This window comes from Streptomyces sp. NPDC045470 (assembly GCF_040646595.1).
Classification (GTDB): Bacteria; Actinomycetota; Actinomycetes; order Streptomycetales; family Streptomycetaceae; genus Streptomyces.
In genome coordinates this window covers 589,787-614,457 of the sequence record NZ_JBEZAN010000004.1, presented here as the reverse complement: position 1 = coordinate 614,457, position 24,671 = coordinate 589,787, and the positions used below count along the sequence as shown (strand labels likewise).

The following is a 24,671-nucleotide window of genomic DNA, read 5'->3' as shown; positions in this document are numbered from 1 at the left end:
CCGAAACCGGGAACCCGCCGCCGCCTCCGCTACAGCACGAACCCCCGGGGGAACGGGTCGGCCGGGTCCAGGACGTACGTGGCCGTGCCGGTGATCCAGGCCCGCCCGGTGACCGTCGGCACGACCGCCGCCCGGCCGCCGACCCGCCCGGTGTCCACCAGCCGGCCCGTGAAGCGGGTGCCGATCAGGGACTCGTTGACGAAGGGCCGGTGCAGCGGGAGCGTGCCGCGCGCGTGGAGCTGGGCCATCCGGGCGCTGGTGCCGGTGCCGCAGGGCGAGCGGTCGAGCCAGCCGGGGTGGACGACCATGGCGTTACGGGAGTCCGACCCGTCCTGTCCCGGTGTTCCGGGGGCCGTGAACTGTACGTGGTGACAGCCGGAGATGCCCGGGTCGGCCGGGTGGACGGGCCGGTCGCGCTCGTCGACCGCGGCCATCACCGCGAGCCCGGCGGCGATGATCTCGTCCAGGTGGGCGGCGGCGAACGGGATGCCCAGCGCGGCGAGCGGGGTGATCGCGTAGAAGTTGCCGCCGTACGCCAGGTCGTAGCGGACCTCGCCGTAGCCGGGCACCTTCACCACGGCGTCCAGTTCGTGTGCGTACGAGGGGACGTTGTGCAGGGTGACGTGCTCGGCGCGGCCGTCGCGGACCGCGACCCGGGCCGCCACCAGCCCCGCCGGGGTGTCCAGCCGTACGGTCGTGACGGGCTCGGTGACCGCCACCATGCCCGTCTCGACGAGGACCGTCGCGACGCCGATCGTGCCGTGCCCGCACATCGGCAGGCAGCCGGAGACCTCGATGTAGACGACGCCCCAGTCGGCGTCGGGCCGGGTCGGCGGCTGGAGGATCGCCCCGCTCATGGCGGGGTGTCCGCGCGGTTCGTTGACCAGCAACTGGCGGATGTGGTCGAGATGTTCGACGAAGTAGCCGCGGCGTTCGGCCATGGTCGCGCCGGGGATGGTGCCGACGCCGTCGGTGACGACGCGGGTCGGCATTCCCTCGGTGTGCGAGTCCACGGCGCTGAAGGTGTGCACGCTGCGGGCGGCGAGCCGGGTGGCCCGGGAGCCGTCGGCCGCCATCACCCGGCCGCTTTCGCCCAGATCTCCAGCGCCTGCACGGCGCCGCGCAGGTCCGCGTCCAGTTGCCGCCGGCGCTCGGGCAGCAGCGGGCCGCGTGGCGGCCGGCAGGGCCCGCCGTACCGGCCGACGAGGTCCATCCCGCGCTTGATCGCCTGCACGAACTCGGTACGCGAGTCCCACCGGAACGCGGCGACCAGCGGTTCGTACAGCTCCCGCGCCTCGGCCACCCGCCCGGCCCGGGCGAGGTCGTAGAGGCGGACGCAGGCGGCGGGGAAGACGTTGGGGAAGCCGGCGAACCAGCCGGTGGCGCCCATCAGCAGCGCCTCCAGCACCAGGTCGTCGGCGCCCGCCACCACGTCCAGGCCGGGGGCCTGCTCCTTGATGTGCAGCACCCGGCGGATGTCCCCCGAGAACTCCTTGACCGCCACGACCCCGTCGATCGCGGCGACCTCGCGCAGCGTCTCCGGCGTCAGGTCGACCTTCGTGTCGAGCGGATTGTTGTAGACCATCACCGGCAGGCCGACGGCCGCGACCTCCTCGAAGTGCCGCACCACCTCGGCGGTGTTGGCCCGGTAGAGGGTGGGCGGCAGGCACAGCACGCCGTCCGCGCCGTCCTCGGCCGCCAGCTCCGCCCAGTGCCGCGCCTGGTGCGAGCCGACCCCGTGCACGCCCACGACGACCCGCGCGTCCCGTCCCACCGCCGCGACGGCCGTACGGGCCACCGCGCGCCGCTCGTCGTCGGTGAGGGAGGAGTACTCACCGAGCGAACCGTTCGGCCCGACGCCGTGACAGCCGCTGTCGACGAGCCAGCGGCAGTGCTCGGCGTACCGGTCGAGGTCCGGCCGGAGCCCGGCGGGCGCGCTCCGGTCCTCGGCGTACGGCAGGGTGGTGGCGACGATGACACCGGTCAGCGGCGCACGGGAGGCGGCGGCGGTGCGGGACGTACGGGACTGCGGCGTCGCGTGGTCCGTCATGTCGGGTCCTCTCGGTACGGTGCGGCGGGGTCGGGGGCGCCGGGGTCACGGGGTACGGGGCCGGGCGCGGCCAGGTCCGCGAGGCGGACCGGCTGGGCGATCGGGCGGCGGTCGGCGGTCTGGGGGTCGGGGAGAGCGTCCGGGCCGTGGAGTCCGGCCGCGTTACGGGCGCAGATCCGGCCCTGGCAGGGGCCCAGGCCGATGCGCGTGGTGAGCTTGAACGTGCACATGCCGTCGGCCGCGAGGCTGCCCCCGTCGTCCCCACCGGCCCCCTCCGCCCCACCGTCCACAGCACCCACGCCGTCCACGCCCGGCTCCCCCGCCGCCGTACGCAGGGCGCCGTACGGGACCTCCTCGCAGCGGCAGACGAGCGTGTCCTCGCCGAGCCAGCCGTGCCACCCGTCGCGTACGGGATGGGCCGCGGCGAGCAGCCGGGCGAAGCGGCGGCCCGCGACGACCTGCCGTCGGGCGGCCGGGGCGCGCGCCACCACGTGGGCCGCCGCGGCGGGCACCGCCCGGCGGGCGGCCGCCAGCCCCGCCAGTTCGCCTTCCGCGGCGGCGAGTGCCGCGCCGCCGACGCCGGTGGGTTCACCCGCCGCGTACACGCCGGGGACGGAGGTCCGCTGCCAGGCGTCCACCGCGACCCAGGAGTTGTCGCGCAGCGCGCAGCCCGCGGCGAGGGCGAGTTCCAGTTGCGGGGTGAAGCCGTAGCCGACGCAGACCGCGTCCACGCCCTCGATGCGGCGTTCGGTGCCGGGTCTGATCCGCCAGTCGGGGGTGAGGCGGGCCACCGTCACCGCCTCGACGCGCTCCCGTCCGTGCGCCGCCACGACGGCCCGGCGGGCCCGGTAGGGAACGCGGTGCCGCGCCAGACCGGCGGCGTACCCGAGCAGTTCGGGCAGTTTGGCGCGACCGTCGCGGAGCGCGGCCACGGGGGCGCGCAGCCAGGCGGCCGGCGAGCCCGCCTCGTACACCCCGAGGACGCGTGCGCCCACGGTGAGCAGCGACGACGCGACCGGCAGCAGGAACGGTCCGGTGCCGCAGACCACCACCCGGCGGCCGATCGCCGTGCGCTGGCCCTTGGCGAGGGCCTGGGCCGCGCCCGCCGTGACGACGCCCGGCAGGTCCCAGCCGGGGAACGGCAGGGCCCGGTCGTACGCGCCGGTGCACAGCACGAGCGCGGCGGCGCGCAGTGTGTGCGCCGTGCGGCCGGGGGCGTCGGCGGGCCCTTGGAGGACGTGTACGGTCCAGCCCGCGTCCGTACGGCCCGGCGTGCCCGGCGGCCCACCGTCCGGCTCCAGCGCCCAGACCGTGCACCCCGGAAGCCACTCGACGCGCGGGTGCTCCTGTACGGCGCGGACCGCCGCGCCCCGCGCCGGGCCGTCCGCCGCCTGCCGGAGGAACTGCCCGCCCGGCCGCTGCCCGTCGTCCACCAGCGCCACCCACGCCCCGGCCCCGGCCGCCGCCAGCGCCGCCGCCAGGCCCGCCGGACCGGCGCCCACGACGACCACCGGCACGTCGCGCACCGTCCCCGCGGGCGCGCCCGTGCCCGCCTCCGGGGGCAGGCACGGCAACGGCGTGCCCTCCTGGGTCTCGATGCGGTCGCCCGCCTCGACCACGCGCCGGCAGGCCCGTACGTCCGGTACGCCGTTGACGACCACGAGGCAGTCGTGGCAGACGCCGATCCCGCAGAAGACCCCGCGCGGGCGGCCGCCGCGGGTGGTCCGCCAGGAGGCGCGCCCCGCGGCCAGCAGGACCGCGGCGGCCGTCTGGCCGGTACGGGCCCATCGCTCGGCGCCGTCCACCGTCACGCGGAACACCGCGCCTCCTCCGCCAGTCCCGGCCGGGCCACCCGGTAGGGCTCCGGGGCGAGGCACGGCGGTTCGCCCGCGTACAGCCGGGCGAGGAGTTCGCCGGTCGCGGGGGCCAGTCCGATGCCCGCGCCTTCGTGTCCGGTGGCGTGCCACAGGCCCGGCAGGCGCGGGTCCGGGCCGATGACCGGGAGGTGGTCGGGGGTGTACGGGCGGAAGCCGCCGTACGCGCGGATCGCCGGGACCCGGCCCAGCACCGGGAACAGCGCCGTCGCCTTGCGGGCCAGTTCGCGCAGGACGTCGACGCGGAAACGTTCCTCGAAGCCGGCCCGCTCCCGGCTGGACCCGATGAGCACGGTCCCGCCCCGGGTGGCCTCGACCACCGTCGAGGTCCGCAGGTCGGCGTCGCCGCTGCCGACGGCGCCCACGTAGTCGGCGTCGTACACCTTGTGCCGGACCGTGCCCGGCGGCAGCGGCGCGGTGACCAGCACCAGGCCCCGGCGCGGCTGGACGGGCAGCGGCACGCCCGCCTCCGCCGCGAACCGGCCCGCCCACGGCCCGCAGGCGTTGACGACCGCCCCGCACGGCAGCGTCCCGGCCGACGTGCGCAGCGCCGTCACCCGCCCGCCCGTGCCGCGCTCCACGCCGAGCGCCCGCACCCCGGCCCGCAGTGTGCCGCCGCGTCGCCGTACGGCACCGAGCAGCGCGACGGCCGCCGCGACCGGCTGGATCTGGGCGTCCTGCGGGTAGTGGACGGCGGCGCGGACGCCCGGCGCGAGGTGCGGTTCGCGGGCGTGCACGGCGTCCGGTGCGACCTCGTGGGCCGTGACACCGGCGGCCCGCTGGGCGGCGGCGAACCCGGCCAGCGCCCGTGCGCCCGCCTCCCCGAGGGCCACGACCAGGCCGCCCTTCGTCTCGTACTCGCACCGCTCCGCGAGCCCCGCGCCCAGTTCGTCCCCCAGCTCCGCGAGCAGCCGTGGCCAGCGGGCCGCCGAGGCCAGCGCCAGGTCCAGTTCGGGTCCTGGCGGTTTGTCGGAGACCAGGACGTTGCCCTCGCCGTGGGCGGTCGTGCCGGAGGCGAGCGGCGCGCGGTCCACGACGGTGACCCGTACGCCGCGCCGGGTGAGCGCTTCGGCGCAGGCCGCGCCGACGATGCCGCTGCCGACCACGGCCACGTCGGGGTACGGGGGCCGGGGCGGCGGACACGGGGAGCCGTGCCGCACCGCCGGTTTCGCCTGGACGTGCCGGTATCGCATGAACCCGCACCACCGTTCCGCGTCGCGCGTCCGCGTGAAGGGCCCCCTCGTGAGAGCGCCGTGACGTTATTGCCGCGGGCCGGACAGGTCAACACCGCCTGCGCGTGTGCCGGTCGATGGCGGCCACGGCGGGCAGGTGGTGGAGTGGTGCCATGAGCACCGCGACACCCCCGCCCCCGCCTTCCTCCGACGCCGCCCTGCGGGACCGCGCCGTCGCGGCAGCCGTCGCCCAGGGGCTGGTGAGCACGGCCGATCCCGTCGCGGGGCTCCTGGACGTCACCGGCATCCGCCGGTCCGCCGCCGAACTGCGCGCCGCGTTCGAGGAGTTCACCGCGGACGGCACGCCGGTCCTGCACGCCTTCGCCGTCAAGGCCGCCTCGCTCGTCCCCGTACTGCGCCTGCTCGCGCGGGAGGGGCTGGGCTGCGAGGTGGCCAGTCCCGGCGAACTGGCGCTGGCCCGCGCGGCCGGTGTGCCGCCGGCCCGTACCGTGCTGGACTCGCCCGCCAAGACCCACGCCGAGCTGCGCGAGGCACTCGCCCTCGGCATCGCCGTCAACGCCGACAGCTTCGGTGAACTGGACCGCCTGGACGCCCTGACCGCTTCCGCGCCGACCGCCTCACCGCTGGGTCTGCGCGTCAACCCGCAGCTCGGCGGCGGCAGCATCGACGCGATGAGCACCGCCACCGGCACGTCGAAGTTCGGCGTGGCGCTGCGCGACGAGGACGCCCGCGAACGTGTCGTACGGGCCTTCCTGGACCGGCCGTGGCTGACCCGCCTGCACGCCCACGTCGGGTCCCAGGGCATGCCGCTGGAGTTGATGGCGGAAGGGGTGCGGGTCCTGTACGAGCTGGCCGAGGAGATCAACGAGAGGGCCGCGCGGGCCCGGGTCACCACGCTGGACATCGGTGGCGGCCTGCCGGTGAACTTCGCGTCCGACGCGGTGGCGCCGACGTACCGCGACCACGCCCGGCTGCTGCACCGCACCGTGCCGGGGCTCTTCGACGGCCGGTACGGCCTGGTGACCGAGTTCGGCCGCGCGCTGCTCGCCAAGCACGGCCTGGTCCTGGCCCGTGTCGAGTACGCCAAGTCGGCCGGCGGGCGGCGCATCGCGGTCACCCACGCGGGGGCGCAGATCGCCACCCGTACGGTCTTCGCGCCGGACGCCTGGCCGGTACGGGTGGCCGCGTACGACGCTCAGGGGCGCCCCAAGACCGGCGATCCGGTCGCCCAGGACGTCGCCGGGCCCTGCTGCTTCGCGGGCGACCTGGTCGCCCGGAACCGGCCGCTGCCGCCCCTGGAGCCGGGCGACCACGTCGCCCTCCTGGACACCGGCGCGTACTACTTCTCCACCCACTTCGCGTACAACTCGCTCCCCCGGCCCGGGGTGTACGGGTACGCGCCGGGGCCGGACGGCGCCCCGCGCTGGGCGACCGTACGGGCCGCGCAGCGGATGGCCGAACTGGTCGCGGAGAGCGGCGGCGCCCACGCGGACGCGCTCACCCAGCTCTAAAGATCTCCTGGAGCGGGCATCCCGGGCTCATGCAGACCCCCTCCACGGACTCCCCGGGACCGGCCGACCCGAGCGGCCCGAGCGCTTCCGACACCCCCCTGCGCCGCGCCATCGGTCCCAAACTGCTGGTCCTGCTGGTGGTCGGGGACATCCTCGGCACCGGCGTGTACGCCGTCACCGGCAAGGTCGCGGGCAAGGTCGGCGGCGCCCTGTGGCTGCCCTTCGTGATCGGCTTCGGGATCGCCGCGCTGACCGCCGCCTCGTACGTGGAGCTGGTCGGCAAGTACCCGAAGGCGGCGGGGGCCGCGCTCTACACCCAGAAGGCGTTCCGGGTGCCGTTCCTGACGTTCCTCGTCGCCTTCATGGTGATGTGCTCGGGCCTGTCCTCGGCGAGCGCCGCGGCCCGCGCCTTCAGCGGCGACTACCTGCGCGCCTTCGCCGACCTGCCGCCGACCCTGGTGGCGGTGGTGTTCGTCCTGGCGCTGGCCGCGCTGAACCTGCGCGGTGTGGCGGAGTCGGTGAAGACGAACGTGGTGCTGACCCTGGTCGAGGTGTCCGGCCTGCTGGTCATCATCGGGCTGGGGGTGTACGCGGTCTGGACGGGCGGCGGGGAGCCGGCGCGGCTGGCCGAGCTGGACACCGGCGGCACCGGCTTCGCGGTGCTGACCGGCGTGCTGGGCGCCACCGGGCTCGCCTTCTTCGCCTTCGTCGGCTTCGAGGACTCGGTGAACATGGCGGAGGAGACCGCGCACCCCGGCCGCAGCTTCCCCCGCGCGATCTTCCTCGGGGTGGGGATCACCGGCACCGTCTACATCCTGGTGGCCCTGGTCTCGTCGCTGCTCGTCGACCACCGGCGGCTCCAGGAGTCGTCGGCGCCGCTGCTGGAGGTGGTGCACGCGGGCGGCGCGACGTTCCCGCCGACGGTGTTCGCGCTGATGGCGCTGTGCGCGGTCACCAACTCCGCGCTGATCAACCTGATGATGGCCTCCCGGCTGTGCTACGGCATGGCCAACGAGCGCATCCTGCCGCGCGCCGTGGCCCGCGTCCTGCCGGGCCGCCGCACGCCCGTCGTCGGCATCGCCCTGACCACGGTGCTGGCCCTGGGCCTGGTCCTCACCGGCGAGATCGAGGGGCTCGGCGACACGACGGCCTTCCTGCTGCTGTGCGTCTTCGCGGTCGTCAACGTGGCGGTGCTGGTGCTGCGCCGCGACCGGGTGCCGCACCACCACTTCCGTACGCCCACCGTCCTGCCGGTGCTCGGCGCCGCCGGGGCCCTCGCGCTGGCCGGTCCGCTCGCCGACCGGCCGCTGGAGGTGTACGTACGGGCCGCCGTGCTGGTGGTGATCGGCATCGCCCTGTGGGGCGTGAACCAGCTCGTCCTGCGCGTGCGGGGGGAGTGAATCCCCAGCCGCCGGACCAGCCGTCGGACGGCCCCAGGACCAGCCGGCGCAGCCGTCAGACCTTTGCGGCCTTCCGCCCGGCCGCCTTCGGCCGGGCCGCCCTCGCCCCGCCCGGACGCGCGTCCTTGGCCGCCACGCCCGTCGTCAGATGGCCGCGGACGTCCCGCCCGGCGGGCCCGCCGCGTACGGCCGCCTCCGTACGGACCCACAGCAGCGCGTCGTGGTCCCGCTCCCAGCGGCCCAGCCACAGCGCCTTGGCCCACAGCCCGAGCCCCGCCCCGGCCAGCAGCATCCCGCCCGCCGCGGGCAGCGCGAACGACGAGCCGGCCGCCGCCAGGAAGGCAAGCAGCAGCCACCAGCGGTGGGCCCGCCGCCAGACCCGCAGCGTCACGGCACGGTCCTGGAGGATCGCCGTCTTGCCGGCCCGGGACGCCGCCTTCGCCAGGTGCGCGTACCGCTTGCGGCGCACCGCGAAGACCACGTATGCCGCGACGACGAACAGCGCCGCCCCGGCGTAGACCCCGATCCGCCGCCCGGTCAGTCCGGGCACCAGCACGCCCGCCCCCGCGGCCAGCACACCCGGCCACCACAGCCACCCGGCCGGCGCCCGTACCAGCACCGCCACCCGCGCCAGCGCAACAGCCCCGCGACCCACGACAACCTCCTCGCTCCACGATCCGGCTACGGATCCCCGTCACGGCGGCGGATGGTAGCCAGCCCGTCTGAGAATTCCGTGAGGCCGAAGGGGGTGCCGGAGCTGCGCCGGCGGCTCACTCCACGAACAGCCCCCGCTCGGCGGCCTTCGCGTCGAACTCCTCCAGTCGCGCCTGCGCGTCCGGCAGCGCGTCGCACATCGCCTCCAGCAGCACCCGGCCGAGCAGCATCGGCGCGCAGGCCGTGTCGAAGGCGAGGCCGGTGCCGACCGCGGCGGGCAGCAGCAGGTCGGTGTGGCGGGCGACCGGCGCGAAGGCGCTGTCCGCGACCGTCACGACGGTCAGACCGGCGGCGCGCGCGTACTCCAGGGCGTCCACCACCTCGCGCGGGTGGCGCGGCAGCGCGAAGCACAGCAGGGTGCCCGCGCCCGCCTGCACCGCCGCGTCGATGCGGTCGGTGAGCATCGTGCCGCCCTCGTCGAGCAGCCGGACGTCCGGGTGCACCTTGCGCGCGAAGTACGCGAAACCGGCGGCCTGCGCGGTCGCCGCCCGCAGGCCGAGGACCGGCAGGGGCCGGGAGGCCGCGAAGAGCCGGCCCGCCCGGACCACCGGGCCCGGGTCGGCCAGCACCGCCGCGAGGTGCCGCAGGTTGTCGATCTCGGCCTGTACGGCTTGCTGGTACTCGTTGTACGTCCCGGTGCCGCGCGCCGCCGCGGCGGGCGCGACCTCGCGCAGGTGTTTGCGCAGCGCCGGGTAGCCGTCGAAGCCGAGGGCGACCGCGAAGCGGGTCACCGAGGGCTGGCTGACCCCGGCCAGTTCGGCCAGTTCGACGCTGGAGAGGAAGGGCGCGTCGGCGGCCCGGCGCACCATGCAGTGCGCGATGCGCCGCTGGGTCGGGGTGAGGCGGTGCCCTTCGAAGAGCTTCTGCAGGCGCGCCGCCGCGCCGGTGTCCGCTCCGGGACCGGACTCCGGCGTCCCCCGCAGGCCCTCTTCCGCTTCCGCCGCCGTACCGCCACGGTCCTCGCCGCCGTCCCCGTTCATCGCTGCCTCCCGGCCGTGTTCGCGGCCGTGCTGCCGGCCTTCGTGTCGTTCCTGGTCGTGCGGGGCGGCGCTGTACCGCGCGGGTCCCGTCCCGCCGCCCGACTGTACGTAATCGGGGCGCGTTCCCCGTTCCATTGCCCGCCGCCGTCCCCGCCGCTGTCCCGGCCGCCGTCCCCGTTGCCCGTTCCGCCGCCTTCTCCGGCCCTTCCGCCCCGGCTCACAGCGCGGCCAGCCCGTCCAACAGCCCCTCCGCCACCGCCACGTCCTCCGTCAGCGGCCGGTCCGCCATCCGCGCGTCCAGCGCCCCGGCGGCCAGGGAGAAGGCGCGGGCCGCCGGCACGTCCGGCTCGGGCTCCAGCGACCGCATCCGCAACGCCCGTACGGCCGCGACGAGTTCGCAGGCGAGCACCCGCCGGTACGTGACGCAGGCGCGCAGCGTCTGGCGGGCGCCGAGCGACGCGAAGCTGGCCTGCTCCTCGACGCCGCGGGAGAGGACCGCGTGCCCGAGGGACGCGGGCTGCGAGGCGGCCCGCAGCTCGCCGAGGGCGGCCCCGGCCGCGTATTCGAGGATCATCACGCCGGAGCTGGCCGGCGCCTGGTCGCCGAGGAACGGCCGCAGCCGGGTGAGGTCCGGCTCGGAGAGCGCGGCGAGGCGGGCGGCGGACAGCAGCGCGGTCTGGAGCACGGCGAGCCGGAAGCCGTCGAGCGCGAGGACCGGGTGGGCGGCGTAGAAGTTGCCGTGGTGGTAGGCCGCCTGGTCCGCCACGCTGATGAGCGGATTCTCGGCCGCGGCGTTCACCTCGACGGCCAGGACCCGGTCGAGGGCGTCGGCGGCCTCCAGCGCGGGGCCGTGGATCTGCGGGATGCAGCGGAAGCCGTACGGGTCCTGGATGCGGCCCAGCGGCGGCGCGGGCCGGGCGGGGGCACCGGTCAGTTCCCGCATCCGGGCGGCGACGGCGGCCGATCCGGGGTGCGGGCGGGCCTGTACGACCGGCGCGGCGAACGGCTCGTGGGAGCCGCCGACCGCGAGCAGGGAGAGCGCGGCGACCGGCAGCGCGGCGGCCAGCAGGCGGCGCAGTCCGTCCAGGGCGAGTGCGGCCTGGCCGAGGGTGAGTGCGTTGCTGCTGATGAAGGCGAGCGCGTCGTTGCCGTCCAGGGCGAGAGGGGCGGGGGCCGGGCCGCCGCCCGGCGTCACCCAGGGGTGCTCACCGGCGAGCGCCAGCCCGGTCTGCGCGAGCGCGGCCAGGTCTCCGGTGCCGACCGCCCCGTACTCGTTGACGACCGGGTACGCGCCGGTCTCCAGCGCCCGGACCAGCGCGGTGATCACCGCGGGGCGCAGTCCCGCGCCGCCCGCCAGCAACTGGTTGGCGCGTACGGCGAGCATGGCGCGCACCTCACGGGCGGGCAACGGGTCGCCGATCGCCCCGGCGTGGCTGCGCAGCAGACGCAGACCGTGCCCGTCGTCGGCGACGGCCACGTCCTCGGTGCGGTTGGCGCCGACGCCGGTACTGCGGCCGTAGACCCGGCCGGTGGCGGCGAGGCGGCGGGCGGTCGTCCAGGACGCCTCGGCGCAGGCGAGGTCTTCGGCGCGCAGGGCGGCGGGCCGGGCCGTACCGTCCGCGAGCGCGGCGATCCCGGCCACGCCGAGACCGCGCCCTTCGAGGGCGACCGTGGGCACGGCCCCGGCGGAACGCGCCGCGGCAGGCGTACGGCCGGGCCGTCTGCCCTGGTCCAGAGTCCGGGACGGCATGGTGCGCGGCTCCCTTCCCCGACAGCCCTTATTCACTCACTGATGACTCTGCATGACGATATACAGTCGGGCAAGACCGCGGGGACGCGGAGCCCGCGCCACGGGGGTCCGAGGCGCCACGGGCCCCGGAGAGTCGCCGGTGTCCCGGGGAGTCATCGGTGTCCCGGGGAGTCATCGGTGTCGCGGAGAGTCGTCGGCGTCCCGGGCGCCCTCAGACTCGTACCGCCGACCCCCGCTCGCTCAGCCGCGGCGCGCACAGCATCCGCTTGCGCCGGACGCGCCGCCCCTCGATGGCCGCGACGGCCAGCCGCGCCGCCTCCTCGGCGATGCCGGCGAGTCCCCAGTCCAGTGTCGTCAGGGGCGGGGTGAGCACCCGGGAGACGGGGTGGTCGTCGAAGCCGACCACCGAGACGTTCCGGCCGACGGCCAGCGACGCCTCGGCCGCCGCCGCGTAGACCCCGTACGCGATCGAGTCGGAGAAGCAGAACACCGCCGTCGGCGTCGCCCCGCCCGGTCCGCCGCCGCCCAGCACACGCCGCGCGACCGCCGTCGCCTCGCCCAGTTCCTGGGCGCACGGCAGGACTTCGGCGGTGATGCCGAGGCGTCCGGCCGCTTCCCGTACGTACACGTCGGCAGGCCGGTCGGGGGTGGACGGGCCGGTCGGCGTCAGGACGGTGACCCGCCGGTGCCCCAGCCCCACCAGGTACTCCAGTACGGCGTCGATCCCGGCGCGGTTGTCGAACAGCACCTCGCCCGCCGTACGGGCGCGGCGCAGCGAGTCCCCGATGGAGACCACCGGCACCGCCTCGGCGATCTGCGCCCAGCCCGCCGCCGAGGGGTCGACCGGCGACACCAGCAGGCCGTCCACGCGCTGGTCGCGGAGCTGTTTGGCCAGGGCGAGTTCGCGCTGCGGGTCGCCGCCCGCGTCAAGGATCAGGGCGTAGCGGTCGCCCGCGAGCAGTTCCCGCCCTATCGCCGCCATCAGTTGCTGCTGCCACAGGTCCTGGAGGTCGCCGGCCAGCACGCCGACCATGCTCGTCCGGCCGCTGGCCAGGGCGCGGGCGATGGGGTCCGCCTCGTAGCCGAGTTCGGCGGCGGCCTTGCGCACCCGTTCCTCGGTCTCCTTGGAGACGTGCGTACCGCGCAGGGCGTAGGAGACGGCGGCGGTGGAGAGCCCGGTGGCCTCGGCCACCTCGCGGAGAGTGGTGCGCTTACGGGGCCTGGCCATGCCGGAAGCCTACCCAAGGCATCGGTGCGTCCGGCGTGTTGCTCCGTCCGTCCGCCGCCGGGTGCGCGTGGGCGCCCCCGCCGTTCCCTTGACAGCCGTTTCGGTTAATCGCTTCACTGAATCGCATCACTGAAGCGGTTGACCTCCTCCCCCCACCGGAGGAAGCCCGTGTCTTCCGACGTCCACCAGCATCTGTGGCCACCGCAGTTCACCGACCTGCTGCGCACCCGCCGCGTCCCGCCCCGCCTGGACGGCTGGACGCTGCACCTGCCCGGCGAACCCCCGTACGCCGTCGATCCCGCCGACCACGACCTCACCGCCCGGACGGAGCTGGCCCGCGCCGACGGGCTCGACCGGGCCCTGATCTGCCTCTCCAGCCCGCTCGGCGTCGAATTCCTGCCGCCTGCCGAGGCCGTACCGCTGCTCGACGCCTTCCACGAGGGCGCGCTCGCGCTGCCCGCGCCCTTCGGCGTCTGGGCCGCGCCCTGCCTGTCCGCCGGGACTCCCGACCCCGCCTCCGTCGTGCGTCTGCTGCGCAGCGGCTGCGTCGGGCTGCAACTCCCCGCCACCGCCCTGCCCGACGCCGCTGGGTGGATGCGCTGCGCGCCTCTTCTCGATGCCGCGGAAGACCTGGGAAAACCTCTGTTCATCCACCCCGGGCCCGCTCCCCCGGCCCCGCCGGGAAGCCCTCCGTGGTGGCCCGCCCTGGTCCCGTACCTCCAGCAACTGCACGCCGCCTGGTTCGCCTTCCGTGCCTTCGGCCGTCCCCGCCACCCGCGCCTGCGCGTCTGCTTCGCCGCCCTCGCGGGCCTCGCTCCGCTGCACGGCGAACGCCTCGTCGCGCGGGGCGGCCGGGACCGCGGGCGCGTCGACCCCGGCGTCTTCTACGACACCTCCTCCTACGGCACGCGCGCCGTGGACGCGGTCGTCCGCGCCGTCGGCATCGACGCCGTGGTGCACGCCAGCGACCGCCCGTACGCCCTGCCGGACGTGCCCGGCCTCGGCACCACCGCCGTGCACGCCCTGCGCACCGCCAACCCCGCCCGCCTCCTCGGCCCGGCGTAAGGAGCCCGCACATGTCCTCCGAGGTCCCCGCGGCACCCCCGCACGACGTCCCCGCACTCTTCGCCGCCCTCCCCGCCCGCACCCTCGGCAAGCGCGAACTGCGCACCCTCGTCGACCGGCTGGCCGGGGCGCCCGGCCTCTGGCGCGGCGAGGTCGCCTTCTCCGACGCCGAGCGGCACTACGCCTCCCTGCACCGGGACAGCTATGTCGACATCTGGCTGCTGTGCTGGACCCGGCAGAACGACACCGGCTGGCACGACCACGACCTCTCGTCCGGCGCGGTCCGGGTCGTCCAGGGCGTACTGACCGAGACCAACCCGCGCATCGGCGGCACGCACCTGGCCACCCCTGTCCGGGCCGGTGCCTCCTTCTGCTTCGGCCCGGACCACATCCACCGCCTCACCGGCGCCACCGACGACGCGGTGTCCCTGCACGCGTACTCGCCGCCGCTGTGGCGTCTGGGGCAGTACGCCATCACCGAGGACGGGCTGATGCGCCGTCTCTCCGTCTCGTACGCGGACGAGTTGCGTCCCTTGGAGCCCGCGGCCTCCCCCGGCAGCTTTTCCGGCCCGGGGTATTGATTTTTCCATTCACCCGCATCGATCCTGCATGAGCTCATACAGCCGATGCGCGGAAGAGAGCAGCCGATGGCGGCAGTGGTGGAACAGCGCTCGATCGACGTCGTCCCGGACGACGAACGCCACGGCACGCCGGTCAGCCAGTTCACCCTGTGGCTCGGTGCCAATCTCCAGATCACCGCCGTCGTCACGGGCGCCCTGGCCGTCGTGTTCGGCGCCAACGCCTTCTGGTCCCTGATCGGCCTGCTGCTCGGCAACCTCCTCGGCGGCGCGGTCATGGCGCTGCACTCCGCCCAGGGGCCGCGCCTCGGCCTGCCGCAGATGATCACCTCCCGGGCCCAGTTCGGGGTGCGCGGCGCGGTGGTGCCGCTGGCCCTGGTCATCGTGATGTACGTCGGCTTCTTCGCCAGCGGCACGGTGCTGGCCGGGCAGGCGGTCGGCGCGCTGACGCACCTGGGCGACACCCCGGGCATCGTCGTCTTCGCCGTGCTCACCGCCGTCGCCGCCGCGGTCGGCTACCGGCTCGTCCACATCCTGGGCCGCGTCGCCAGCGCCGTCTGCGCGCTGGCCTTCCTCTACCTCGGCGCGCGCCTGCTGGAGCGGGCCGACCTGGCCGTGCTCCTGCACGACCGGTCCTTCTCCTTCCCGCTCTTCCTCCTCGCCGTCTCGCTGTCCGCCTCCTGGCAGCTGGCCTTCGGCCCGTACGTCGCCGACTACTCCCGCTACCTCCCCCGGCACACCTCCACCCGCGCCACCTTCTGGTGGACGCTGTCCGGCTCGGTCCTCGGCTCGCAGTGGTCGATGACCTTCGGCGCACTGGCCGCCGCCGCGGCCCCCGCCGCCTTCGTCGGCCACGAGGTCTCCTACGTCGTCTCCCTGGGCGGCACCGGTCTGATCGCCTCGGCGCTGTACTTCGTCATCGCCCTCGGCAAGCTGACCATCAACGTCCTGAACACCTACGGCGGTTTCATGTCGCTGGTCACCGGCGTCAGCGGCTTCCGCACGCCGGGGCCGCCCGGCGCCGGCGGCAAGGGGAGCGCCCTCACGCCACGCGGCCGGGCCGCCTACATCGCCGGCATCATGCTGGCCGGCACCGCCGTCGCCCTGCTCGGCAAGGACTCCTTCCTCACCTCGTTCAAGGACTTCCTGCTGTTCCTGCTGACCTTCTTCACCCCCTGGTCGGCGATCAACCTGGTGGACTACTACCTGATCTCCAAGGAGCGTTACGACATCCCGGCGCTCAGCGACCCGGCGGGCCGCTACGGCGCCTGGAACGGCCGGGCGCTGGCGGTGTACGCGGCCGGGGTGCTGACCCAGTTCCCCTTCCTGGCGACCCACTTCTGCACCGGCCCGCTGGTGTCCCCGCTCGGCGGCGCCGACATCTCCTGGCTCGTCGGCCTGGCCTTACCCGCCGCCCTGCACTGGGCCGTCACCCGCAACGACACCGGCCGCGTCCCGCCCGCCGCCCCGGGAGAACCGGGCTCCACCCCCACGAATACGGGGGAAAGCCCTACCGCGCGGCCCGCCTCCCGTCCGTAATCTCGGCAGCATGGCTACCCATGACCCGGAGTTGCGCAAGGAACTCGACGCGACCCTGCAGACCCGCAAGGAGCTGGGGCCGGAGTACGAGTCGGAGTTGGTCGAGCGCTTCCTGGAGAAGCTCGACACGTCGGTCGACCAGCGGGTGCGCCGGCAGTTCGCCGAGCAGCAGATGCAGGTCGCGCGCGGCGCCACACCGTCCCGCCCGCAGTCCGCGCCGGGCAGCGGCTACGGCGAGCGCTTCGGCTTCGCCACCGTCTCCCTGGTCCTGGCGATACCGCTGTCCGCGATCGGCGCGGCCCATGCGGACCTGATCGGGATGCTGGTCAGCTGGGCCGGGATCGTCGGCGTCAATGTGCTGCACACCTCCGGCCTCTTCGGGTGGGCGCCCGGGAAGCGCAAGCGGGAGGCGGACGGGTGGGACTGAGCCGGCCGGCGCGGGGGCCCGCCCGCGGGGCGGTGCGGGGGCCGGTGCGCGGGGACCGCCGCACCCCGGCCGGGGCCGGGGGCGGGACGACGGCGGTCCCCGCGGGGGACGCGGACCGGGTCAGGGCCGGCCGTCGCGTCCGGGCGATCTGCGGAAGGTCCGGGAGCCGCTCCGGAAGTCCGTATCGCCACCGTCACCACTGTGCCGGGCCAGTGTTAAGCCCGTGCTGCGGGCACGTGACGCATACGTACATCTAGCGGTGTCCGCCCGTTTCCTGACGGTCGCTTGACGCCGGCTGTCCTCGGCGCCGCGCACCGCCCGTCCCGTGCGTCCCGCGCTACGCCTGCTTGGCCTCCCGTGCCAGGAAGGCGAGCAGGTCCTGCCGGCTCACCACGCCCGTCGGCTTGCCCTCGACGAGCACGATCGCCGCGTCCGCCTTCTCCAGGACCGCCATCAGGTCGCCGACCGGCTCGCCCGAGCCGACCTGCGGCAGCGGCGGGCACAGGTGCTTCTCCAGCGGGTCGGCGAGCGACGCGCGCTGTGCGAACAGCGCGTCCAGCAGCTCCCGCTCCACGACCGAGCCGACGACCTCCGCCGCCATCACGTCGGGGTGCCCGGCGCCCGGCTTGACGATCGGCATCTGCGAGACGCCGTACTCGCGCAGCACCTCGATGGCCTCGCCGACCGTCTCCTCCGGGTGCATGTGGACCAGCGAGGGCAGTGCGCCCTCCTTGTGCCGCAGCACGTCGCCGACGCGCGCCGCGGTACCGGCGTCCTCCAGGAAGCCGTAGTCCGCCATCCACTCGTCGTTGAAGATCTTGCTGAGGTAGCCGCGGCCGCTGTCCGGCAGCAGGACGACCACCACGTCGTCCTCACCGAGCCGCTCGGCGACCTCCAGGCCCGCCACGACCGCCATGCCGCAGGAGCCGCCGACCAGCAGGCCCTCCTCCTTGGCCAGGCGCCGGGTCATCTGGAAGGCGTCCTTGTCCGAGACCGGCACGATCTCGTCGGCGACCGTACGGTCGTAGGCGCTCGGCCAGAAGTCCTCACCGACGCCCTCGATCAGGTACGGACGGCCGGAGCCGCCGCTGTAGACCGAGCCCTCCGGGTCGGCGCCGACGACCTTCACCCGGCCCTCGCTGGCCTCCTTCAGGTAGCGGCCGGTGCCGCTGATGGTGCCGCCGGTGCCGACGCCCGCGACGAAATGAGTGATCTTTCCCTCGGTCTGTTCCCACAGCTCGGGACCGGTCGTCTCGTAGTGCGAACGCGGGTTGTTCGGGTTGCTGTACTGGTCGGGCTTCCAGGCGCCCGGCGTCTCACGGACCAGCCGGTCCGAGACGTTGTAGTACGAGTCCGGGTGCTCCGGGTCCACCGCCGTCGGGCAGACCACGACCTCGGCGCCGTACGCCCGCAGCACGTTGATCTTGTCGGTGGACACCTTGTCCGGGCAGACGAAGATGCACTTGTAGCCCTTCTGCTGGGCCACGATCGCCAGGCCCACCCCGGTGTTTCCCGAGGTCGGCTCCACGATGGTGCCGCCCGGCTTCAGCTCACCGGACTTCTCGGCGGCCTCGATCATCCGTACGGCGATCCGGTCCTTCACGGAGCCGCCCGGGTTGAAGTACTCGACCTTCACCAGGACGGTCGCCCGGATCCCTCGGGTGACGTTCCTGAGCTTCACCAGCGGGGTGTTGCCGACGAGCTCGATCATGGATTCGTAAAACTGCACGGTGGTCTCCGCTGTCGGGGGCGCGCTGTCCTGCGCCCATCCGACCAGCCTATTGCCCGCCCCTCATGGAGTCGCCGCGCGTTGCACGGCCCGCCCGACGGGGCACCACCTTGGTACGGCGCTCCGCACCGCCGCCGCCACGACGTCCCGCCCCACGCCCCGCGACCCGCCCTGCCGCCGACTCCGCCGCCGCTCCGATCCCGTCCGCCCGTCACTCCACACGCCACTCCACATTCCGCACCACGTTCCGCACCCTTTCGAAACCACATTTCGCACGCACTGCACGGGGAGGTGCCCGGCCTATGCCGATGACGATGTCCAGGGCGAGGGTGGCACGGCGGATCGCCACCGCCGCCGCGGTGGGCGGCGGTGGGATCGGTCTGCTCGGCGTGGCCGGTGTCGGCCTGCTGCTGACCGAGGTCCGCCTCGCCCGCCGTACGGTCGGCGGCTCCAGCGCCCAGCCGCCCCGCGCGGACGGCCGCTACGGCTCCGCCTTCGCCCACCGCACCGACCGGCCGCCGCTGCGCCTGGGCTTCCTCGGCGACTCCACGGCCGCCGGACAGGGCGTCCACCGCCCCCGGCAGACTCCGGGCGCACTGCTCGCCTCCGGCCTCGCCGCCGTCGCGGAACTGCCGGTCGACCTGCACAACGTGGCGCTGCCCGGCGCCCAGTCCGACGACCTCGACCGGCAGGTCACGCTCGTCCTGGCGGCGCCGGGGCCCGCGCCCGACGTCGCCGTCATCATGATCGGCGCCAACGACGTCACGCACCGGATGCCGCCGGCCCGCTCGGTGCGCCTGCTGTCCGACGCGGTCCGCCGGCTGCGCGAGGCGGGCTGCGCCGTGGTCGTCGGCACCTGCCCCGACCTGGGCACCATCGAGCCGGTCTACCAGCCGCTGCGCTGGGTCGCGCGCCGCCTGTCCCGGCAACTGGCCGCCGCGCAGACCATCGGCGTGGTGGCGCACGGCGCCCGTACGGTCTCGCTCGGCGACCTGCTGGGCCCCGAGTTCGAGGCGCACCCCCGCGAACTGTTCGGCCCCGACAACTACCACCCGTCCGCCGAGGGGTACGCCACCGCCGCGATGGCCGTACTGCCCACCCTCTGCGCCGCACTCGGCCTGTGGCCGGAAGAGGAGCACCCCGAGCCGTACCGCCGCGAGGGCATCCTCCCGGTCGCCGAGGCCGCCGCGCAGGCCGCGGACGAGGGCGGCACCGAAGTCACCGCCACCCGCGCCCCGTGGGCCCTGCTCAAACACCGCAGGCGGCGGCAGATCCCGACACCGGAGCCGACGGAAGCCACAGAGGAGACCACCCCGTCCCGGGGCACCCCCCAGCATTGACCCGCGGAGCCCGAGACCGAGCGAACCGAAAACGGCCCACCCAGCACGGGGGCCGCCCCGCCCAGCACCAGAATCAGCCCGTCCGGCGCTTGAGGCCAAGCCAAGCGAAACCCGCCCACCCAGCACCCGGGCCAGCCCGTCCGGCGCTTGAGGACGAGCGAAGCGAATATCAAGCCCGTCCGGCGCTTGAGGACGCCCGCCGCAGGCGCACCGCACCCGCAGACGCACACGCGGCGCACCACCCCACCAAACACCAGCCGAGCGCAGCGATAAGCACCCGCTTAGAAAAGAGTCCCGCATCACAAGCGCTACCGCGTGACCTCCGCCCTACGGCCGGGTAACTTCCCCCACAGCCCTGCCCGTCCTTCCTCTGGAGCCGTCATGCCCGAAGCCGTGATCGTTTCCGCTGCCCGCACCCCGATCGGCCGCGCCTTCAAGGGCTCCCTGAAGGACGTACGGCCGGACGACCTGACCGCCGGAATCATTCAGGCCGCCCTCGCCAAGGTCCCCGCCCTGGACCCGACGGACATCGACGACCTGATGCTCGGCTGCGGCCTGCCCGGCGGCGAGCAGGGGCACAACCTGGGCCGGATCGTCGCCGTGCAGATGGGCATGGACCACCTGCCCGGCTGTACGGTCACCCGCTACTGCTCGTCCTCCCTCCAGACGACCCGGATGGCGCTGCACGCCATCAAGGCGGGCGAGGGCGACGTCTTCGTCTCGGCCGGTGTCGAGACCGTCTCGCGCTCCGTGAAGGGCACCTCGGACGGGATGCCGGAGACCCACAACCCGCTGTTCGCGGACGCCGAGGCGCGCACCGCCGCCCGGGCCGAGCAGGAGGGCGCCGACTGGCACGACCCGCGCGCGGACGGCCTGCTGCCCGACCCGTACATCGCGATGGGGCAGACCGCGGAGAACCTGGCCCGCGCCAAGGGCGTCACCCGCCAGGACATGGACGAGTTCGGCGTACGGTCCCAGAACCTCGCCGAAGAGGCGATCAAGAACGGCTTCTGGGAGCGCGAGATCACCCCGGTGACCACGCCGGACGGCACGGTCGTCAGCAAGGACGACGGCCCCCGCGCGGGCGTCACCCTCGAAGGCGTGCAGGGCCTCAAGCCGGTCTTCCGCCCCGACGGCCTGGTGACGGCCGGCAACTGCTGCCCGCTCAACGACGGCGCCGCGGCCCTCGTGATCATGTCCGACACCAAGGCCCGCGAGCTGGGCCTGACGCCGCTCGCCCGGATCGTCTCGACCGGCGTCAGCGGCCTGTCGCCGGAGATCATGGGCCTCGGCCCGGTCGAGGCGTCCCGGCAGGCCCTGCGCCGCGCGGGCCTGGGGATCTCCGACATCGACCTGGTGGAGATCAACGAGGCGTTCGCCGCCCAGGTGATCCCCTCGTACCGGGACCTCGGCATCGACCTGGACCGGCTGAACGTCAACGGCGGCGCGATCGCCGTGGGCCACCCCTTCGGGATGACCGGCGCCCGCATCACCACCACCCTGATCAACTCCCTCCAGTGGCACGACAAGCAGTTCGGCCTGGAGACGATGTGCGTGGGCGGCGGCCAGGGCATGGCCATGGTCATCGAGCGCCTGAGCTGACCCCGGCCGGGCGGGCGCCGTCCACGGCGGACGGTGCCCGCCCCGCGGCTACGGTTGGTGCCCGCCCGCCGGTCGCGGACGGCCCGCCGCCGCGCGGACGCGCGCGCTCCCGCGACCGTCCGTGACCGCCGGTGTCCGTACCCCCCATCGGCGCCCCACCCGCACCCTGCGTCCCAACTGACGTACGCAGAGCGACCGTCGGTGAGCTGGGTCACCGGTTGACAAGATCGCGATCAAATCACCCCCAGGATTGTGACCAAACCCCTCACGAGGCCGCGTCACCGCAGGTCAGAGCGGCGTCACCCGAACGTAAGAGGACCGAATCCCCACCCGGTCGAGGACCTGCGGCACTGGGCCCGGTCGCCGACGGGCGGCAGCCTGATGTAGGAAGTCGGGGGACATTCTGCTAATGGGAGTACGTCAGTGAGCGCCATCACTCTTGCCCTGCTGCTGGCCGCGGCGGTCGCCGTGACCCTGGGAGCGGCCGCCCTGTACACCGCCCACGCGCTGCGCCGCCAGGTCGCCGGGCTGCGCGCCGAGCTCCTGGCCGCGTACGCGGAGGCCCGCGCCGAGGCGCGCGCGCAGACCGCCGCCGCGAGCATCCCAGCCGCCCGCACCACCCCGGACGCGGGGCACGCGCTCGCCGACATACGGGCCGCCGTCGCCGACGCGCTGGCCGAGGAGCGGGAGCGCGAACTCGCCGAGGCCCGCGCTTTCTGGGCCGCCCAGGAGGCCAGGGACGCCGCCGACGCCCCGTCCCTGATGGGCCCGCTGGACGGCGGCACCGACCACTTCGACCCGCACGAGCGCCTCGACGACGTGTACTTCCTGCCCCGGCAGGCGGACCTCGCCGGGCTGGAGCCGCTGCTCGGTCCGGACGCGCCGCACGCCGACGGGGCGGGCGCCCTGGAGCCGGTGGAGGCGCTGGAGAGCGAGGCCGCCGAGGAGGCGGAGGCCGCCGAGCTGGCCGCCGCGCGCCGGCGCCACCCCTCGCACCCGGACTTCACCCCGGCCCCCGCCGTCGGGGACCACGAGCGCACCGTCGGCCGTCTGGAGGAACTGGCCCGCGACCGCACCCCGCTCGCGGACGTCCGCCCCGGCCCGCTCGGCACCCTGGACGTCTACGTCTTCACCGACGGCACCACGATCTGCATGACGCCCGGCCACCGCGAGACCGCCGAGCGCGTCGCCGCGGCCCTGCGCGCGGGCAGCTCCCCCGTCCTGCTGGGCGGCTCCGGCATCTCCGGCGCCTACGCCCTGACCTTCTCCTGGGGCCCCGCCGCCACCGACAGCGTCTACATCCTCGCGGACCGCGTCATCGCGTCCCTCTGAAAGCCGCTCGCCGGACGATCCGGCCGGAAGCAGCCGTTCCCCGGGGGGCTCAGCAGCGCGCCGCGGCCCCCCGCACCAGCTCCACCGCCGCCGCCAGCGCGCGCTCGTCGCCGGCCGCGCGTACCGCCTCCACCAAATCGTGCCCGGCCACCGCCACTTGGTCGCCGACCGCGAACATCCCGGCGTCCGGCAGCTCCCGCGGCTCCCGCCCCGGCTCCTCGACGCGCTGCGCCCGTACCGCCAACTCGCGGGCCACGGCGAGCGCTTCCGCTGCCGCACCGCGCGCCAGGGCGCTCTGCGGCAGCGCCCGCAGGCGGTCGGCGAGGGCTTCCACGGCAGTCTGCAAAGGCGTCACGTCAAGCACAGGCCGAGCTTATGCGCCACTCCCGGGTGGTTGCCAACACCCCAACGGTCAGGCACGGTGGGCTGAAGGACCAGCATCGAACGCGTCCGGAGGCGCCGATGTCTCAACTCTTCTCCGAAGAGACCCACCGGAACCTGCTCTCCCGCATCCCCCACTGCACCGGCCGCGAAGTTTCCGACTGGCTTCGCACGGTAGATGAAGGCCCCGCTCTCTTCCGCTTCGAGGAGAAGGTCAGCTGGCTCCGGGGCGAGCACGATCTCGCCTACGGGCACGCCAAGGCAATCGTCCACGAGTACGACCTCAGGCGCGCCGCGCGCAAGCTTTAGCCGTGTCCGCCGGAAGACAGGCGAAGGGCCCGTGGGAACACCCACGGGCCCTTCGTCATGTCACCGGGTCACCGCGGCGGGCGTCGCCCGTCGCGGTGGCGGACCTCAGTCCCGGAGGATCGAGATCAGCCGCAGCAGCTCCATGTAGATCCACGCCAGCGTCACGGTCAGGCCGAACGCGGCCAGCCAGGACTCCTCGCGCGGAGCGCCGTAGGCGATGCCGTCCTCGACCTGCTTGAAGTCCATCGCCAGGCACAGCGCGCCGAGCACCACGCCGACGACACCGAAGAGGATGCCCAGGCCACCGCTGCGGAAGCCGAGGCCGTCACCGCCGCCGAAGGCCATGAACAGCACGTTGACGAACGACAGCAGCACGAAGCCGAGCAGCGCGATCATCAGGTAGCGCGTGAAGCGGGCGGTGACCCGCACGATGCGGGTCTTGTAGGCGACGAGCATCGCGACGAAGACCGCCATGGTGCCCATCACGGCCTGCATGGGCGCGCCGGCCAGCTTCGGCACGTCGTTGATCGCGCCGCTGAGCGCGCCGAGGAACAGGCCCTCGAACGCGGCATAGGTCAGGATCAGGGCCGGCGAGGGCTTGCGCTTGAAGGACTGGACGAACGCCAGCACCATCGCGATCAGCCCGGCGCCGACGGCGAAGCCGAGGCTCTTGGTCAGGAAGATCCAGCCGACGGCCGCACCGGCGATCACGGTGCCGAGCGTCATGCCGGTACGCAGCACGACGTCGTCCATCGTCATCCGACGGGTCTGCGGCGCGTACTGCGGCGTCTGGGTGCCCGGCGCGGCATCCTGGGCGTACGGGTTGCCGCCCTGGGCGTACGGGTTGGTCCCGGCGTAAGGGTTCGCTGCGGCCCCGGCCTGCGGCGGCGCGTCGAAGCCCGCGTAGCCGTTGTTGTCGCGGCTGAACCCCCGTCGCGAGAAGACCGGGTTGCTGCTCCTCATCTCACTCCTCCATGGCCGCCGTGCGCGGCCTTCCCACAAGGGTAATGGCTTGGCAAAAGCGCGTTCTAGTTCTTGAGCAGGATCTTCACCGCAACTTCGGGTGATCAATCCCGCCCGGGGACGATTCCCCCGGTGGATCACGTCCGTAGGACGTATGGGAGGCCGAGAAGGTGCCCGGACGCCGTTGAGGGACCGTACGCGGGCGGCGTGCGGTCCCTCAACGGGTTTCGGCGGCCGGTGACGGCCGCCGGACGGGTCACTGGTTGTTGACGCCGTTCTGGGAGAGGATCGGCAGCTTGTCGATGAGGTGCGACAGCGCCTGGTCCTGCTGGGACTCGGTCGAGTTCTCGACACACTGCTGGTGCTGGTCCGAGGACAGGATGTCCTGGACACCGACGTTGACCAGGGCCACGATGTTCTGCACGTTCGTGACCGGGATGCCGATGCACAGCTTGTTCAGCGAGTCACCGATGAGCGTGGCGTCCGGGCTCATGTCGCCCTCGGTGCCGCCGTTGCCGAATGCCTGCGCCGAGTGGTTGCCGTTCGCCGTTCCGGTGTTGCGGCCGTCGCCCACCGCCATGGCCTGCGGAGCGGCCGCCGCGGAGATACCGACCAGAGACGCAGCAACCGCCACGCTCGCCATCATCTTGTTCATCTCGAAACCCCTTCAGGAAATGAACTCCCATGACGAAGGGAGCCCTGTAAG

General features: G+C 74.4%; 22 protein-coding genes. 10 read left to right on the top strand and 12 right to left on the bottom strand.

All coding sequences use genetic code 11. The annotated features are described in order from the left end of the window. Positions 1-29: 29 nt before the first annotated feature. From AB0A97_RS17100 to AB0A97_RS17085, 4 genes are read right to left on the bottom strand one after another with little or no spacing between them, the layout of a single operon-like run. The gene (locus AB0A97_RS17100) at positions 30-1,076 is read right to left on the bottom strand and encodes a proline racemase family protein (protein WP_361149995.1); all 1,047 of its coding nucleotides are present in this window, start codon (positions 1,074-1,076) and stop codon (positions 30-32) included. Next, on the bottom strand, positions 1,076-2,050 hold the full coding sequence (locus AB0A97_RS17095; protein ID WP_361149992.1) for a dihydrodipicolinate synthase family protein: 975 nt from the start codon (positions 2,048-2,050) through the stop codon (positions 1,076-1,078). Before AB0A97_RS17095 ends, AB0A97_RS17100 begins: the two co-directional genes overlap by 1 nt. Next, a complete protein-coding gene (locus AB0A97_RS17090; protein ID WP_361149990.1) occupies positions 2,047-3,870 on the bottom strand; it encodes an FAD-dependent oxidoreductase in 1,824 nt (607 codons plus the stop codon). The genes AB0A97_RS17095 and AB0A97_RS17090 overlap by 4 nt, the downstream gene beginning before the upstream one ends. Continuing rightward, positions 3,858-5,117 carry an FAD-dependent oxidoreductase gene (locus tag AB0A97_RS17085; RefSeq protein ID WP_361149987.1) on the bottom strand — a complete coding sequence of 420 codons (1,260 nt, stop codon included), beginning with the start codon at positions 5,115-5,117 and terminating at the stop codon, positions 3,858-3,860. Before AB0A97_RS17085 ends, AB0A97_RS17090 begins: the two co-directional genes overlap by 13 nt. A 152-nt stretch (positions 5,118-5,269) precedes the next feature. Here AB0A97_RS17085 and AB0A97_RS17080 point away from each other — a divergent pair, with 152 nt between their 5' ends. Both AB0A97_RS17080 and AB0A97_RS17075 read left to right on the top strand, forming a co-directional pair. Beyond that, positions 5,270-6,628 (top strand): diaminopimelate decarboxylase, encoded by a 1,359-nt coding sequence (locus AB0A97_RS17080; protein WP_361149985.1) that lies wholly within the window; start codon positions 5,270-5,272, stop codon positions 6,626-6,628. Positions 6,629-6,657: 29 nt separating this feature from the next. Continuing rightward, on the top strand, positions 6,658-8,028 hold the full coding sequence (locus AB0A97_RS17075; RefSeq protein WP_361149982.1) for an APC family permease: 1,371 nt from the start codon (positions 6,658-6,660) through the stop codon (positions 8,026-8,028). Positions 8,029-8,083: 55 nt separating this feature from the next. Here AB0A97_RS17075 and AB0A97_RS17070 read toward each other — a convergent pair whose 3' ends face one another. The 4 genes from AB0A97_RS17070 to AB0A97_RS17055 all read right to left on the bottom strand — a co-directional run bounded on the left by AB0A97_RS17070 (position 8,084) and on the right by AB0A97_RS17055 (position 12,700). Next, positions 8,084-8,683: a hypothetical protein gene (locus AB0A97_RS17070; RefSeq protein WP_361149979.1), complete on the bottom strand. Its 600-nt coding sequence runs from the start codon at positions 8,681-8,683 to the stop codon at positions 8,084-8,086. 115 nt (positions 8,684-8,798) lie between these two features. Then, a complete protein-coding gene (locus AB0A97_RS17065; RefSeq protein WP_361149977.1) occupies positions 8,799-9,722 on the bottom strand; it encodes a MurR/RpiR family transcriptional regulator in 924 nt (307 codons plus the stop codon). Positions 9,723-9,939: 217 nt separating this feature from the next. Next, entirely contained in the window at positions 9,940-11,472 is a 1,533-nt protein-coding gene (locus tag AB0A97_RS17060) for an aromatic amino acid lyase (RefSeq protein WP_361149975.1), read from the bottom strand. A gap of 211 nt (positions 11,473-11,683) precedes the next feature. Continuing rightward, positions 11,684-12,700, bottom strand: coding sequence for a LacI family DNA-binding transcriptional regulator (locus AB0A97_RS17055; protein WP_361149973.1), 1,017 nt, complete (start codon positions 12,698-12,700; stop codon positions 11,684-11,686). Positions 12,701-12,868: 168 nt separating this feature from the next. Here AB0A97_RS17055 and AB0A97_RS17050 point away from each other — a divergent pair, with 168 nt between their 5' ends. The 4 genes from AB0A97_RS17050 (at position 12,869) to AB0A97_RS17035 (ending at position 16,309) form a co-directional block, all read left to right on the top strand. Then, entirely contained in the window at positions 12,869-13,765 is an 897-nt protein-coding gene (locus tag AB0A97_RS17050; protein ID WP_361149970.1) for an amidohydrolase, read from the top strand. Between the two features lie 11 nt (positions 13,766-13,776). Beyond that, positions 13,777-14,346, top strand: coding sequence for a cysteine dioxygenase family protein (locus AB0A97_RS17045; protein WP_361149968.1), 570 nt, complete (start codon positions 13,777-13,779; stop codon positions 14,344-14,346). A gap of 66 nt (positions 14,347-14,412) precedes the next feature. Beyond that, complete coding sequence (locus tag AB0A97_RS17040; protein WP_361149965.1) at positions 14,413-15,882, top strand: cytosine permease; 1,470 nt, start codon at positions 14,413-14,415, stop codon at positions 15,880-15,882. A gap of 10 nt (positions 15,883-15,892) precedes the next feature. After that, complete coding sequence (locus AB0A97_RS17035; protein ID WP_361149962.1) at positions 15,893-16,309, top strand: hypothetical protein; 417 nt, start codon at positions 15,893-15,895, stop codon at positions 16,307-16,309. 337 nt (positions 16,310-16,646) lie between these two features. Here AB0A97_RS17035 and AB0A97_RS17030 read toward each other — a convergent pair whose 3' ends face one another. After that, entirely contained in the window at positions 16,647-18,038 is a 1,392-nt protein-coding gene (locus AB0A97_RS17030; protein ID WP_361149960.1) for a cystathionine beta-synthase, read from the bottom strand. 308 nt (positions 18,039-18,346) lie between these two features. Between AB0A97_RS17030 and AB0A97_RS17025 the strand changes: the two genes are divergently transcribed. From AB0A97_RS17025 to AB0A97_RS17015, 3 genes are all read left to right on the top strand, one after another. Next, positions 18,347-19,378, top strand: coding sequence for an SGNH/GDSL hydrolase family protein (locus tag AB0A97_RS17025; protein ID WP_361150219.1), 1,032 nt, complete (start codon positions 18,347-18,349; stop codon positions 19,376-19,378). 381 nt (positions 19,379-19,759) lie between these two features. After that, positions 19,760-20,980 (top strand): acetyl-CoA C-acetyltransferase, encoded by a 1,221-nt coding sequence (locus tag AB0A97_RS17020; protein WP_361149958.1) that lies wholly within the window; start codon positions 19,760-19,762, stop codon positions 20,978-20,980. A gap of 423 nt (positions 20,981-21,403) precedes the next feature. Then, complete coding sequence (locus tag AB0A97_RS17015; protein ID WP_361149955.1) at positions 21,404-22,312, top strand: hypothetical protein; 909 nt, start codon at positions 21,404-21,406, stop codon at positions 22,310-22,312. 49 nt (positions 22,313-22,361) lie between these two features. On the opposite strand, the gene AB0A97_RS17010 is transcribed toward AB0A97_RS17015, so the two are convergent. Beyond that, complete coding sequence (locus AB0A97_RS17010; protein ID WP_361149953.1) at positions 22,362-22,676, bottom strand: hypothetical protein; 315 nt, start codon at positions 22,674-22,676, stop codon at positions 22,362-22,364. Positions 22,677-22,774: 98 nt separating this feature from the next. Here AB0A97_RS17010 and AB0A97_RS17005 point away from each other — a divergent pair, with 98 nt between their 5' ends. Beyond that, a complete protein-coding gene (locus AB0A97_RS17005; RefSeq protein ID WP_361149951.1) occupies positions 22,775-23,002 on the top strand; it encodes a DUF4287 domain-containing protein in 228 nt (75 codons plus the stop codon). Between the two features lie 105 nt (positions 23,003-23,107). Here the strand turns inward: AB0A97_RS17005 and AB0A97_RS17000 are convergent, their stop codons facing one another. Both AB0A97_RS17000 and AB0A97_RS16995 read right to left on the bottom strand, forming a co-directional pair. Next, positions 23,108-23,965, bottom strand: coding sequence for a Bax inhibitor-1/YccA family protein (locus AB0A97_RS17000; RefSeq protein WP_361149949.1), 858 nt, complete (start codon positions 23,963-23,965; stop codon positions 23,108-23,110). Between the two features lie 256 nt (positions 23,966-24,221). Further along, the gene (locus AB0A97_RS16995) at positions 24,222-24,620 is read right to left on the bottom strand and encodes a rodlin (RefSeq protein ID WP_361149946.1); all 399 of its coding nucleotides are present in this window, start codon (positions 24,618-24,620) and stop codon (positions 24,222-24,224) included. Between the last annotated feature and the right edge of the window lie 51 nt (positions 24,621-24,671).